The 13,986-nt window shown below is 62.3% G+C and carries 12 protein-coding genes; 1 reads left to right on the top strand and 11 read right to left on the bottom strand.

Annotation, left to right across the window (positions count from 1 at the left end; translation table 11 throughout):
* The 3 genes from RE4_RS03930 to RE4_RS03920 all read right to left on the bottom strand — a co-directional run bounded on the left by RE4_RS03930 (position 1) and on the right by RE4_RS03920 (position 3,297).
* Entirely contained in the window at positions 1 to 2,361 is a 2,361-nt protein-coding gene (locus RE4_RS03930) for an ATP-binding cassette domain-containing protein (RefSeq protein WP_060938024.1), read from the bottom strand.
* A 70-nt stretch (positions 2,362 to 2,431) separates the two neighbouring features.
* Positions 2,432 to 2,842: a VOC family protein gene (locus RE4_RS03925; RefSeq protein WP_020909044.1), complete on the bottom strand. Its 411-nt coding sequence runs from the start codon at positions 2,840 to 2,842 to the stop codon at positions 2,432 to 2,434.
* A gap of 5 nt (positions 2,843 to 2,847) precedes the next feature.
* Positions 2,848 to 3,297 carry a helix-turn-helix transcriptional regulator gene (locus RE4_RS03920; RefSeq protein ID WP_019745214.1) on the bottom strand — a complete coding sequence of 150 codons (450 nt, stop codon included), beginning with the start codon at positions 3,295 to 3,297 and terminating at the stop codon, positions 2,848 to 2,850.
* Between the two features lie 113 nt (positions 3,298 to 3,410).
* Between RE4_RS03920 and RE4_RS03915 the strand changes: the two genes are divergently transcribed.
* Positions 3,411 to 5,369 carry a M13 family metallopeptidase gene (locus RE4_RS03915; RefSeq protein WP_019745215.1) on the top strand — a complete coding sequence of 653 codons (1,959 nt, stop codon included), beginning with the start codon at positions 3,411 to 3,413 and terminating at the stop codon, positions 5,367 to 5,369.
* A gap of 68 nt (positions 5,370 to 5,437) precedes the next feature.
* Here the strand turns inward: RE4_RS03915 and RE4_RS03910 are convergent, their stop codons facing one another.
* From RE4_RS03910 to RE4_RS03875, 8 genes are all read right to left on the bottom strand, one after another.
* Positions 5,438 to 5,764: a YnfA family protein gene (locus RE4_RS03910; protein ID WP_060938023.1), complete on the bottom strand. Its 327-nt coding sequence runs from the start codon at positions 5,762 to 5,764 to the stop codon at positions 5,438 to 5,440.
* Positions 5,765 to 5,780: 16 nt separating this feature from the next.
* A complete protein-coding gene (locus tag RE4_RS03905) occupies positions 5,781 to 6,866 on the bottom strand; it encodes an ABC transporter ATP-binding protein (protein ID WP_060938022.1) in 1,086 nt (361 codons plus the stop codon).
* A gap of 15 nt (positions 6,867 to 6,881) precedes the next feature.
* Positions 6,882 to 8,213, bottom strand: a complete 1,332-nt coding sequence (locus RE4_RS03900) for an ABC transporter substrate-binding protein (RefSeq protein WP_020909046.1) — start codon at positions 8,211 to 8,213, stop codon at positions 6,882 to 6,884.
* Between the two features lie 38 nt (positions 8,214 to 8,251).
* Complete coding sequence (locus RE4_RS03895; protein ID WP_003939837.1) at positions 8,252 to 9,154, bottom strand: carbohydrate ABC transporter permease; 903 nt, start codon at positions 9,152 to 9,154, stop codon at positions 8,252 to 8,254.
* Positions 9,151 to 10,125, bottom strand: a complete 975-nt coding sequence (locus RE4_RS03890) for a carbohydrate ABC transporter permease (protein ID WP_019745218.1) — start codon at positions 10,123 to 10,125, stop codon at positions 9,151 to 9,153. Before RE4_RS03890 ends, RE4_RS03895 begins: the two co-directional genes overlap by 4 nt.
* Positions 10,126 to 10,199: 74 nt before the next feature.
* Positions 10,200 to 11,123, bottom strand: a complete 924-nt coding sequence (locus RE4_RS03885) for a L,D-transpeptidase (protein WP_019745219.1) — start codon at positions 11,121 to 11,123, stop codon at positions 10,200 to 10,202.
* Between the two features lie 216 nt (positions 11,124 to 11,339).
* Complete coding sequence (locus RE4_RS03880) at positions 11,340 to 13,022, bottom strand: FAD-dependent oxidoreductase (protein WP_060938021.1); 1,683 nt, start codon at positions 13,020 to 13,022, stop codon at positions 11,340 to 11,342.
* Between the two features lie 81 nt (positions 13,023 to 13,103).
* Entirely contained in the window at positions 13,104 to 13,985 is an 882-nt protein-coding gene (locus RE4_RS03875; RefSeq protein ID WP_060938020.1) for a hypothetical protein, read from the bottom strand.
* Position 13,986 lies beyond the last annotated feature (1 nt).

The raw sequence follows: 13,986 nt of genomic DNA, 5'->3' as shown, positions 1-13,986 counted from the left end.
TCAGCCGCCGACGTATGCCGCGAGGTGCTTTCCGGTGAGGGTGGAGCCGTCGGCGACGAGCTCCTCGGGAGTGCCTTCGAAGACGATCCGACCGCCGTCGTGACCGGCACCAGGGCCGAGGTCGATGATCCAGTCGGCGTGCGCCATCACGGCCTGGTGGTGCTCGATGACGATGACGGACTTACCGGAATCGACGAGTCGATCGAGCAGGCCGAGCAACTGCTCGACGTCGGCCAGGTGCAGTCCGGTGGTCGGCTCGTCGAGGACGTACACGCCACCCTTCTCGCCGAGGTGCGTCGCCAGCTTGATGCGCTGACGCTCACCGCCCGACAGCGTCGTCAACGGCTGGCCGATCGTGAGGTACCCGAGCCCCACGTCGACCAGTCGGACGAGGATCTTGTGCGCAGCGAGCGTCTTGGCCTCACCGTCGCCGAAGAACTCCTCGGCCTCGGCCACCGACATCGTGAGAACCTCGTTGATGTCCTTGCCACCGAATTTGTATTCGAGAACTTCCGCCTGGAAGCGCTTGCCTTCGCACTCCTCGCAGAGAGTGGCAACGCCGGCCATCATCGCCAGGTCGCTGTAGATGACGCCGTTGCCGTTGCACGTCGGGCAGGCGCCTTCGGAGTTGGCACTGAAGAGCGCCGGCTTCACGCCGTTGGCCTTCGCGAATGCCTTGCGGATCGGGTCGAGCAGCCCGGTATACGTTGCCGGGTTGCTCCGACGCGAGCCGCGGATCGCGCTCTGATCGACCGACACCACGTCTTCGCGTTTCGCGAGTGAGCCGTGGATCAGCGAACTCTTGCCCGATCCGGCCACACCAGTCACCACGACCAGTACGCCGAGCGGTACGTCGACGTCTACATCTTGGAGGTTGTGTGAGTTCGCTCCACGAATCTCGATTGCTCCGGTGGACTCCCGCACGGTCTCCTTGAGGGCGGCCCGGTCGTCGAAGTGACGCCCGGTGACCGTATCGCTGGCACGAAGGCCCTCGACTGTGCCCTCGAAGCAGACGTTTCCTCCGGCGCTACCCGCGCCTGGCCCGAGGTCGACGATGTGATCGGCGATCACGATCGTCTCCGGCTTGTGCTCGACAACGAGCACGGTGTTGCCCTTGTCCCGCAGGCGCAGCAGAAGATCGTTCATCCTCGCGATGTCGTGCGGATGAAGGCCGGTAGTGGGCTCGTCGAATACATACGTGATGTCGGTGAGCGAGGAACCCAGGTGACGAATCATCTTGGTGCGTTGAGCTTCACCACCGGACAGCGTTCCCGACGGACGGTCGAGACTGAGGTAGCCGAGTCCGATCTCCACGAAGGAGTCGAGCGTTTCGCCGAGCGTCGTGAGCAAAGGCGCGACCGATGGTTCCTTCAGACCGCTGACCCATTCCGCGAGATCGCTGATCTGCATCGAGCAGGCGTCGGCGATGTTGACGCCCTTGATCTTCGACGACCGCGCACCCTCGCTCAGTCGCGTCCCGTCACATTCAGGGCAGGTGGTGAACGTGATCGCCCGCTCGACGAACGCCCGGATGTGGGGCTGCATCGCGTCGACGTCCTTGGCGAGGAACGACTTCTGAATCTGCGGAATCAGACCCGTGTACGTCAGGTTGATGCCTTCGACCTTGATCTTGGTCGGCTCTTTGTAGAGCAGATCGTTCAGTTCCTTCTTGGTGTACTTCTTGATCGGCTTGTCGGGATCGAAGAAACCGCAGCCGCGGTAGATCCGGCCGTACCAACCCTCCATGCTGTAGCCGGGGACCGTGATCGCACTCTCGTTGAGCGACTTGGTGTCGTCGTACAACGCGGTCAGATCGAAATCGTTGACCGCCCCTCGTCCCTCACATCGCGGACACATGCCGCCGGTGATCTTGAAGCTACGACGCTCTTTCGTCTGACGTCCGCCGCGTTCCATCGTGACCGCGCCTGCTCCGGAGATCGAGGCCACGTTGAACGAAAACGCCTGAGGCGAACCGATGTGAGGCTTTCCGAGACGGCTGAACAAGATGCGGAGCATCGCGTTGGCGTCGGTGGCGGTTCCGACTGTCGAGCGCGGGTCGACGCCCATCCGCTGTTGATCGACGATGATCGCGGTGGTCAGGCCGTCGAGAACATCGACGTCCGGCCGCGCGAGCGTCGGCATGAATCCTTGAACGAAAGCGCTGTAGGTCTCGTTGATCATCCGCTGCGATTCCGCGGCGATCGTACTGAACACCAGCGAGCTCTTTCCCGAACCGGAGACGCCGGTGAATACCGTCAGCCTCCGCTTCGGGATCTCGACGCTGATGTCTTCGAGATTGTTCACCCGCGCGCCTTGCACGCGGATCAAATCGTGGCTGTCTGCAGTGTGCAGGGCAGTCATCGTGTCTCCATCTGTCAGTCGATCGCCGACGGTCTCAGCGCAGTTGACGGTCTCAGCGCAGTTGACGGGCTCAGCGCAGTTCTTGAATACGGATCAGGTTTCCCGCTGGGTCGCGGACGGCGCAATCGCGAACGCCGTACGGCTGCTCGGTCGGTTCCTGGACGACGTCGATGTCGCCGGCCTGAAGCCGCTCGAACGTATCGTCCAGATCTTTGGTGGCCAGAAGAAGTCCGCCGTACGTGCCCTTGGCCATCATCTCGATGATGGTGCGGCGCTCGTCGTCGGTGATTCCGGGATCGACGGCCGGCGGATGCAACACGATGGAGGTGCCGGGCTGGCCGGGCGGCCCCACCGTGATCCAACGCATCCCGTCGTAGCCGACGTCGTTGCGCACCTCGAAGCCGAGGGTGTCGCGGTAGAAGTTCAGGGCGGCGTCAGGGTCGTCCTGCGGAAGGAAACTCGAGTGAATGGTGATGTCCATGGCGATCACGTTAATTGCGGTTGTGGGTTCTGCGCTTCTCGATTCCTGATCGGTCTGGTGACTTGTTTGGACACACAGGACGGCATTCCGGCCGTCGACTGTTCGGCCTCGCGCCGATAGACGCTGGGCGGGACCCCTACCAATTCGGTGAACTTACTGCTGAAAGTGCCGAGAGAGCTGCAGCCGACTTCGAAGCAGACGTCCGTGACACTGAGGTCTCCGCGGCGCAGTAACGCCATTGCGCGCTCGATTCGCCTGGTCATCAGGTATGCGTACGGCGGTTCGCCGTACGCCTGACGGAATTGGCGACTGAGATGCCCCGCAGACATGTTCACTCCCCGCGCGAGCGCCTCCACGTCCAGAGGCCGCGCGTACTCCCGGTCGATACGGTCACGCACGCGTCGTAGTCGCGCGAGGTCCTGCAGGTGCGGATCTGCGGCAGGTCTGCTGGTCACGTATTCGATCGTGCCATGCGGTACCGACGTTGCCCAGCACAAGAGATGAACTGGGGCCTGGAGCGATCACGCACACACCGAGCAGTTCGTCATGATCGTGTAAGGATGGAGAAATGACCACGGCTCATCGCTCAGGCATCGACCTCACCCACCTCGACGGCGACACACGGGCGCAGGACGATCTGTTCGTCCACGTCAACGGAAAATGGCTCGCCGAATACGAGATTCCGGCAGACCGCGCAGTCGACGGGGCCTTCCGGACGCTCTACGACAAGGCCGAAGAAGACGTACAGACCATCATCACCGAAGCCGCGGAGTCCAACTCTGCCGCCGGTACCGATGCACAGCGCATCGGCGACCTGTACTCGAGCTTCATGGACGCCGACGCCGTGGAGGCCGCGGGCCTCAGCCCCATCGACGACGAGCTGGACGCCGTCGCCGATGCGCCGGACCGGTCGTCGTTGGCCACCGTGATCGGACGCCACCAGCGCGTCGGCGTCGGCGGTGCCATCTCGCATTACGTCGACACCGATGCCAAGAATTCCGAGCGGTACCTGATCCACTTCAGCCAGTCGGGAATCAGCCTGCCCGACGAGTCGTACTACCGCGAGGACAACTACGCGGAGATCCGCGAGAAGTACGTCGCGCACATCGACAAGATGTTCACCCTCGCCGGCGTCGGCTACGACGCACAGCGTGTGTTCGAACTCGAGAAGAAGATCGCGGCCGGGCATTGGGACGTCGTCAAGCGTCGTGACGCAGATCTGAGTTACAACCTCGTGGGCTTCGAGGAACTGACCGAGCAGAACCCCGGTTTGGACTGGGCGGCATGGTTGTCCGGTCTCGGCGCCGATTCGGAGAAGTTCGCCGAGATCGTGGTCCGTCAGCCCGATTTCCTGCACACCTTCACCGCACTCTGGGCGTCGGAGTCACTCGACGACTGGAAGGCATGGGCAGCGTGGAAGGTGCTGCACGCTCGCTCCCCCTACCTGCATTCGGCGCTGGTCGACGAGACCTTCGCTTTCTACGGAACCACGCTCTCGGGTACCGAAGAGAACCGTGAGCGCTGGAAGCGCGGAGTCAGCCTGGTGCAAGATCTGCTCGGCGAGGCCGTCGGCAAGCTCTACGTCGACCGTCACTTCCCCGCTGAGGCGAAGACCCGCATGCTGGAACTGGTCGCCAACCTGCAGGAGGCGTACCGCCGCAACATCTCCGACCTCGAGTGGATGAGCCCGCAGACTCGTGAGGCCGCGTTGGCCAAGCTCGAGAAGTTCACCCCGAAGATCGGTTACCCCGACAAGTGGCGTGACTACGCCGGTCTCGATATCTCGGCTACCGACCTGGTGGGCAACTACCGTCGTGGATACGCCGCCGAGTACGACCGTGACCTGGCCAAGCTGGGTGGCCCCGTGGACCGTGACGAGTGGTTCATGACGCCGCAGACCGTCAACGCCTACTACAACCCGGGCATGAACGAAATCGTGTTCCCCGCAGCCATTCTCCAGCCGCCGTTCTTCGACGCCGCAGCCGACGACGCCGCCAACTACGGCGGCATCGGTGCCGTCATCGGCCACGAGATCGGGCACGGCTTCGACGATCAGGGCGCCAAGTACGACGGCGACGGCAACATGGTCGACTGGTGGACCGACGAGGATCGTAGCGAATTCGGCAAGCGCACAAAGGCTCTCATCGAGCAGTACAACGAGTTCGAGCCCAAGGAACTGCCGGGCCACCACGTCAACGGTGAATTCACGATCGGCGAGAACATCGGCGATCTCGGCGGGCTGTCGATCGCGATCGCGGCGTACAAGATCGCGACCGAAGGTACCGAACCTCCGGTCATCGACGGACTCACCGGTCTGCAGCGCGTGTTCTTCGGGTGGGCGCAGGTATGGCGCACGAAGGCCCGTGAGGCCGAAGCGCTTCGCCGTCTGGCCGTCGACCCGCACTCGCCGCCGGAGTTCCGGTGCAACGGCGTCGTCCGCAACCTCGACACGTTCCACGAGGAGTTCGACGTCAAGCCAGGTGACGCACTGTATTTGGAGCCGGAGAAGCGTGTGAAGATCTGGTAGCAAGGGCAAGCCCCTGTGCGCGCTTAAGGACCCCCTGGACTCCCTGAGCGCGCACGGGGCCGAAGGCCCTACCGGGCGTACATGATCACCCCGACGCCGACCAGACAGATCAGCGCACCGGCGATGTCGAAACGATCCGGGCGGAATCCGTCCATCACCACCGCCCACAGCAGTGAACCCGCTACGAAGATCCCGCCGTACGCGGCGAGGATGCGCCCGAAGTTCGCATCGGCTTGCATGGTCGCGACCAGACCGTAGAGACCGAGCGAGATGACGCCGAGCCCTACCCAGATCCAGCCCTTGTGCTCGCGAATTCCCTGCCACACCAACCACGCGCCCCCGATCTCGAGCAGCGCGGCGAGTACGAACAGCAATAGCGAACGTGCGACGGTCATGCCGCACACAGTATCGCTACAGACGTACCCCGGTCTCCGCGGAAAAGAAGTACACCTCGCCGGCCTTGGGCAGCAGATGAAGCGACTCCCCCGGTGCCACCGACATCTTCCGATCGACGCGAATGACGATTCGGCCGGATCGGCTCTGCCACTGCGAATCCGGGGCACCCTTTGCATAGACGAACGATTCGGCGCCCAGCTCTTCAAGCAGGTCGCCATCCACGGCCAGCGAGCCCTTTCGCCACGCTCCCACCAGATCCCACGACTCGGGACGCACTCCCACGACGACCCGCTCCCGCTCGGACGCCCCGGTGGGCAGCGGAATCCGCAGGTCACCGAGCACTGCGACGGTACCCTCGACCGGCGCTTCGATCAGGTTCATGCCGGGCGATCCGATGAAGGCGGCCACAAAGGTGTTGACGGGGTTGTCATAAAGTTCCCGCGGCTTCGCCACCTGCTGCAAACGACCGTCCAGCATCACCGCCACCCGGTCCCCCATCGTCATCGCCTCGACCTGATCGTGGGTGACGTAGACCGTCGTGGTGCCGAGTCGACGCTGTAAGGCAGCGATCTGCGACCGCGTGCTCACGCGTAGTTTGGCGTCCAGATTGCTGAGCGGCTCATCCATGCAGAACACCTTGGGATGGCGAACGATGGCCCTACCCATGGCAACTCGCTGACGTTGCCCACCGGACAGCTTGGCCGGTTTACGTCCGAGCAGCGGTTCGAGTTCAAGCATCCGTGCTGCCTCGAGTACCCGCTCGCGCCGTTCGGACTTTCCCACTCCCGCGTTCTGGAGCGCAAAACCCATGTTCTGCTCGACGGTCATGTTCGGGTACAGCGCGTAACTCTGAAACACCATGGCGACGTCACGTGCTCGCGGAGCGAGATGCGTGACGTCCGTGCCGCCGATCTCGATCCGGCCGTCCGACGCGGATTCGAGACCGGCGAGCATTCGCAGGCTGGTGGACTTACCGCAACCGGAAGGTCCTACGAGTACCAGGAACTCACCGTCGGCGATGTCGAGGTCGAGACGGTCGACTGCCGGTCGATCGGTTCCTTCGTAGCGGTGCGTGACTCCCGCGAATTGCACGTTGGCCATGAGTGTTCTCTCCTACTACTTCGGCAGCTTTGGGGTGATCTGCCGGTCGATGATCTGCTGCAACTGGGTGGCAACGCCGGCGAATGTCGATGCGACGTCGGCTTTCTGGAGAGCAATCTGCTCGAGTCCGGTGCCGATGATCTGATCGCCACCCGGGACGAACACGCGTGCGTAGTCCTGCGAGCGCGTACGCGAAAGCTGATCCACAGCGGTACGGGAGTTCGGATTCGCGTCGAGGAATGCCTTCATGCTCGGCTCCGACGTTGCCGACTTGCGGACCGGCATGTAGCCGACGTTCTGCGAGAAGTACGCCGTGTTCTCACCATTGGTGATGAAGTCGATGAACTTGAGCGCGTTCTTCTTACGCTGATCGGAGATCTTGGACGGGATGGCAAGTCCGGCGCCGCCGGTGGGGCAACCGGGAGTTCCGTCCACTGCCGGGAGGAAAGCGGTGCCGAAGTCGAAGTTGGCAGTCTTCTTGATGCCGGACAGGTCACCCGTCGACGCGATGGTCGACGCCAGGATGCCCGTACCGAATTCGTTTGCGATGTCGGTGGAAACCGCGGCGTACTTCTTGTCGTGAATCATGCTGGAGAGGAACTGCCCTGCGGCAATGGTCTTCTCGTTGTCGAACTGCAGATTCCACTGGTCGGAGTACGATCCGCCGAAGGTCCAGATGGGGCCTTCGTAGGTCCAGCCGAGGTAATCCTTCGCGTTGCCCCACCCGTGTGCCAACTTGCCGTTGCCCACGACCTTCTGCAGCTCAGGTCCCCACTCGTCGAACTCCTGCCACGTTGCAGGCCCACGGTCGGGAAGTCCGGCCTGCGACCAGACCGCCTTGTTGTAGTAGAACAACGGCGTCGACCGCGCATAGGGAAGTGCGTAGTGCTTGCCCTGGAACAGGTAGTCGGCGAGCAACGAGTCGACGTAGTCGGCCGAGTCGACGCCCACCTCGGAGAAGAGTCCGTCGAGCGGCTCGATTGCCCCGGCAAGTGCGTAGTTGAACCACCAGACATCCGACAGCACAACCACATCGGGAACATCTCCGCCGGAGAGGGCAGCGTTGAACTTCTGCGCCACCTCTTCGTAGTTCTTGCCGCCGTCCACCAAGTTGACCTTCAAGTCCGGGTACTTGGTCTGGAAGCGGTTGATCAATTCCTTCTCCACGTCGGTGGACTTACCCGGGTGGTTCGACCAGAAGGTGATGGTGTTGGACTCACCCGACGCACCGGATGTTCCCGCAGCATCAGCGCTGGAACCACCGGATCCCGCGCACGCGGTCAGTGCTGCGCCGGCGGCGATTGCACCGCCGAGGCTCAGAAATCCGCGCCTGTTCATGTTTGCCATTACTGCTCCTCGAGAAAGAAATGTGACGGGAAAAGCTGTCAGCCCTTGACCGCACCGGAGGTGAGGCCTTTGATCATGTGTCGTTGCAGCAGAAGGAAAATCACCAGGATCGGTAGCATCGTCAGTACCGTTCCTGCCATGACGGGACCCCAGTTGGTGAGTCCGTCGTTGTTCTGCAGTTGGGTCAATCCGATCGGCAGCGGCGCCACCGAGGAATCGTCGGACATGAGGAACGGCCACAGGTACTCGTTCCATTCGTTGACCACCGTGATGATGCCGAACGCCACCATCGTGGGCCCGGAAACGGGGAGCACCACGCGCCAGAGAAGCCGCCAGTGGCCGGCGCCGTCCATCCGCGCTGCCTCGACGATCTCCGAAGGGATCGAGAGAAAATGGTTGCGCATGAGGAACGTGCCGAAGGCTACACCCGCGAGCGGAACTATGATGCCCTGGAACGTGTTACGCCAGCCCCACTCTGCCACGAGCGCGTAGTTCGAGATCACGGTGATCTGGTTCGGAACCATCAATGCGGCGATGATTCCGAGAAAGACGAAGTTCTTCCCCGGGAAGCGCAGGAACACCAGCCCATAGGCGCTGAGAGTCCCCAGAACGAACTTCGCCGCGGACAGTATCGTCGTGATCACTATCGAGTTCCGCAGAAACATCCAGAACGGAACCGATGTCGTTGCTTCGGAATAGTTTTCGGGATGCAGCGACGACGGCCACCACGTTGCAGGCTGCGTGTAGATCTCCGGACGCTCCTTGAACGAGGTCATCACGATCCAGTAGAGCGGCAGGACGATGATGACCAAGGCGATCACCATTGCCGCGTAGCCGAGGATCTTCACACCGACCTCACGCCGGTCCACGTTCTTGCGATCCGGCCCGGGTCGGACGACGGAAGTCGGAGCAGCGCTTTTCTTTTCCTCTACCGCTGTCATTTCTCTTCTCCCCGATCCATGGCACGAACCTGGTAGACGGTGATGATCAGCAGGATCAAGAACATGATGGTGGCAACCGTCGCGCCGTAGCCCGCCCGGAAGTTTCGGAATGTCTCGTTGTACACCTGGTAGACCATCGTCGTCGTCCCTGTACCCAGCGGGCCACCACGGGTCATGACGTTGATGATGTCGAAGACCTGGAGCGAGTTGAGCATGACGGTGATGGAGAGGAAGAACGTCGTCGGGCGCAACTGAGGTAGGAGAACCCGGCGGAACTTGGTCCACGGCTTGGCGCCGTCGATTTCGGCTGCTTCGTTCAATTCTTGCCGAACTCCTTGCAACGCAGCGAGGTAGATGACAAACGTGTAGCCGAGGTTCTTCCACATGTATGTCACCGTCACCATGAACAGCGCCCAGTGGGGGTCCTGATAGAAGTCGGGCGATTGGAGTCCGACGCGGTGCAGGAGATCCTGGATCAGACCGAAGTTGGGGTCGAAGACGAACTGAAACGCGACACCGATCGCTGCACCGGAGATCACGAACGGCGCGAAGATCGCCGACCGGACCAGGTTTCGCCCGACGAGCTTGCGATCGAGCAGCATGGCCAACGCCAGACCGATGACCATCGAACCCACCACTGTGACCAATGTGAATACCACTGTGTTGGTGACAATCTGCCAGGTGTCGCTTCGTCCGAACCACTCGCGGTAGTTGCTCAGCCCGATGAACGTCGCCTTCGGGTCCGCAATGTTCCAGTCGAAGAACGAAAGTCGGATGTTGTCCACCAGCGGGCGATAGGTGAACAAGATCAGCAACGCGAGATTGGGACCTACCAAGAGCGCAAAGAGCGCGTAATCACGCCATGGTCTGCCCCACAGACCTGGCTTGCCTGATGTGGGCAGCGTTCTTTCCGGACTCGATCTCACTGAGGCAGTCTGACCGCTCGCAACGAATGAATGGTGAACGTACAAGACACTCGAGCTGAACGCGACACGAAAAAGGCCCTGCGCGAATACTTCTCGCGCAGGGCCTTCCTCGTCGATGTCTAGCGGTTCCAGTCACCCAATCCGTCGGCGCCGCTGAGGACTCCACCTGCGGTGTTCTGCACGATCACCGGGTCACCCTTGCCTGCGTTCTCGAAGAACCACTTGGCGTCCTCGGTGCTGACATTGAGGCAGCCGTGGCTGACGTTGGTGAAACCTTGTTGCGCTACCGACCACGGAGCGGCATGGACGAAGATGCCACTGTAGGAAATTCGTGTCGCGTACTCGACGTAGGTGCGGTAACCCTCGGGAGAATCGATCGGAACGCCGTACGTGGACGAATCCATGTACATGTCGCGCAGCTGCTCGCCGACGATGTACGTGCCGTTCGGTGTTTCGTGACCCGGCTTGCCGAACGACGTCGGCATGGTGCGCACGACCTCACCGTTGCGGGTGACGGTGACCTGCTTGGTGTTGTCGTCCGCGACGGTGACGAGTGCGTCACCGATGTTGAACGTGGAGTGCGAATCACCGGCGTCGACGGTCACGGAGATGTTCGCCGGCCAGAACTGTGCCGGCTTCCAACGGACCTGGCTGTCGTTGATCCAGTAGAAGCTGCCATCGACCGGAGGATCGGTGGTCACGCGAATCGCGCGCTCGGCCGTGGCACGGTCGCCGACTGCCTCGTTGAAACGAATGATGATCGGCTGCGCGATGCCGACTGTCTCACCCGCGGACGGGTTGAGCGACGGCGCGGAGAAGTTGGGAGCGCCGATGGGAGCCTGAATCGGTGTACCCGGGATGCCCGGAACCGGAATCGCCGGATCGAGGTACGGAACGCCGGGAATGACGGGCAATGGAATGTCCGGTCCACCGGGGAAGAGAGGAACGGCCGCGGAAGGTCCGGCGAGAGCCAGGCCGGCAGCCACCGCTCCGACGATTGCCACGGCAACCCGTGACGTCCGACGACCCTGTTTGCTGCCCATGTCACTACCTTCGCTCGAATGACCACGTACTCACGTGGAGTTTGCGCGGCCGGCATCGATACCCGCCTGGTACCGATGCCGATGCACCATCCGGACGCGCCCGCCGGGCGCACACCTACACGCCCGAGCACGCCAAAGAGAGCAAACCGCACATTTCCATAGTCATTAACACACAAATGCGGCAATCGAGCAATTCGGATGTTCGCCCAATCGTTGCTATCCCTCGCTGCGAGCAGCCGCCAACATCGATTCGATGGAGATGAGTTTGGTTCGCGGTCTACCGGCGGCGGCACCGGATGCTCGTTCTGCCTTGTCGATCCGCTGCCAACCTTGGTAGTCCACCTGATCCGGCGACCGATCTGCCAGCAGAACCTGCAACTTGTCAGCGTCCTCGGTCGGCGTGGCGAGGCGCCCACCAGCGAAGTCGTCGAAGATCATCGACACAGTCTCGGCGGAGCAGTACTTGTTGGTGCCGATTACGCCGGTCGGTCCGCGCTTGATCCAACCCGCGACGTAGACACCCGGGATCGGCGTGCCGGTGTCGGTGTCGATCACGCGGCCGTTCTCGTTGGGGATCACGCCGCGAGCGTCGTCGAAGGGCAAGTCGGCCATCGGTGTGCCGCGGTATCCGACCGACCGAAGCACCAGGGAGGTGTCGATCGTCTCCTCGGTTTCGGTAGGCCGGGCGGAGAGCTGACCGGTCGGCGTTGCCACCAATTCGTTTTTCACGATCCTCACCTGTGAGACTGCACCGTCGCCGAGGACCTCGACGGGAGAAGTGAGGAACCGGAGAACGATCCGCTTGCGAGAAGGATCTGCGGTACGGGAAGCAAATTCCTGCGCCTGCTTGACCTTGAGCAGCACGGACGGCTCCGCGGCATCGCTGTCCACGAACGCCTGACTGGCCTCGTCGAGTTCGGCTTCGATCGGGTCGACGACTACGTCCACGTTCGCCATCTGTCCGAGGGCCAACAGTTCGGGATTGGTGTACGCGGCCTGCGCCGGCCCGCGCCGCCCGAGAATGACGACCTCGCGAATCTTGCTGTTACGCAGCGCTTCCAATGCATGCTCGGCGAGGTCCGTCTTCGCGAGCTGGTCCGGGTCGGTCACCAGGATGCGAGCGACGTCGAGTGCGACGTTGCCGTTTCCGACGATCACCGCTCGCTCGCCGGACAGATCGAAAGTCCGATCGGCATATCCCGGGTGGCCGTTGTACCAGGCGACGAACTCGGTGGCAGCGTGACTTCCCGGCAGTTCCTCGCCCGGGATCTCGAGCTTGCGATCCCCGGCAGCGCCGACCGCGTAGATCACTGCGTGGTGATGGTCCAAGAGTTCCGAATGCGAGATATGGGTACCCACCTCGACGTTGAAGTGGCAGCGCACGGTCTTTTTCGCGACCACGGCGCGGAACTGGTCGGTGACGCCTTTGGTTCCGGGATGATCCGGAGCCACGCCGGCGCGCACCAATCCGTAGGGAGTGGGAAGCCGATCGAACATGTCGACCTCGACGCGAGGCTTGCCGGTCAGTTCCATCGCCGCATAGCAGGCTGCGGGGCCGGAGCCGACGATCGCCACTTTCAGCGTTCCCAGTTCGGGATCGATCTTGGCCATCGTGATCGGCTCGGGCCAATCCGGGCCCATCGGATGCTTCTCGAAGTACGACGCATTCATCTGAAGGTACGGCGCGTCGTCCTCGTCGAGTTCGTTGTCCGGGAAGATCGCCTCGACCGGGCACTCGTCCACACACGCACCACAATCGATGCAGGTATCGGGATCGATGTAGAGCATTTCGGTGGTCGCGAACGGAGCTTCGTCCGGTGTCGGGTGAATGCAATTGACCGGACACACGTCAACACACGAGGCGTCGTTGCAGCACGGCTGCGTGATCACATACGCCATGACATTCCCCTATCCCTGAAACACGAAGCACGAACTGATTCCCAGACTATAACGTGTTCCAATTTGGCGCGAGAATCGTTTTCAGATCACCCCATTGCGCTTCAGCAGCCATACCGCCTGCACGGTGGCGTGACCTCGCCATTCCAACGCCGCGGCGGGCGAATAGCTGTCGAAATCCACCGCCCAGCCGCCGTCGTCGTGTTGCCGTGCAGCGAGTGCTGACAGTTCGGACTCGATCACGGCCGCGTCGAACAACGCGCGGGTCGGACCACCGGGAAGCGGTGAGAAATCGAGGGGCCGCATGAATTCGCCGTCGGCTCCCCCGTCCACGTGAACCAAGCCGTCAGCCGGGATACGCGAACCAAGAGTGCTCACCAACGACGACGCTTCGGGACTGTTCCGGTGAACCGCGTCGAGAAACTGCAAGGCAAAGGCGAGCTCGAGGGCATGCAGAGAATCCGCCCCGTCGATCGCGTCGAGGCAATATCGAACGGCAGAGGCGAACCACGGATGTTCGGCGACGGCCTCGTCGAATTCGGCAACGCGAGCCGCTGCAGCACACACGATGCTGGTGATCTGCAACGACGGCGCCGACGGGTCCGCGCTCACCCAGAAGGGCGCACACCCGGCTGGGTCGGCAATCGGGAAGGCGAAGGGCAAACCGCCGCCTGCCAGCGAATTGGTCTGCAACCAGTCGCACAGTTCGACCGCTCTGGGCGTCGGCGTTCCGATGTCGGCAAAGGCTTCGAAGGCATGCAGCGCTCCGCCAGGTTGGCTGGTTGCCGAGCGAAGATCCGGTTCGAGTCCCCAGCCGTACCCACCGTCCGGGTTGCGATAACCGTCCACGGCCGCACAAGCCGCGGCCCGGTCACCCTGTCCGAGAATCAAATTCAGCCGATGCCGATCGAGAGTCCTGGCATGTCCCGCCATGAACCCGACGGCCGCCGTGAGATCAACACTCATG

It is taken from the genome of Rhodococcus erythropolis NBRC 15567 (assembly GCF_001552595.1).
Taxonomy (GTDB): domain Bacteria; phylum Actinomycetota; class Actinomycetes; order Mycobacteriales; family Mycobacteriaceae; genus Rhodococcus_F; species Rhodococcus_F erythropolis.
Note: the sequence above shows the minus strand (reverse complement) of the source record. Positions and strands in the feature narration are given on the sequence as shown.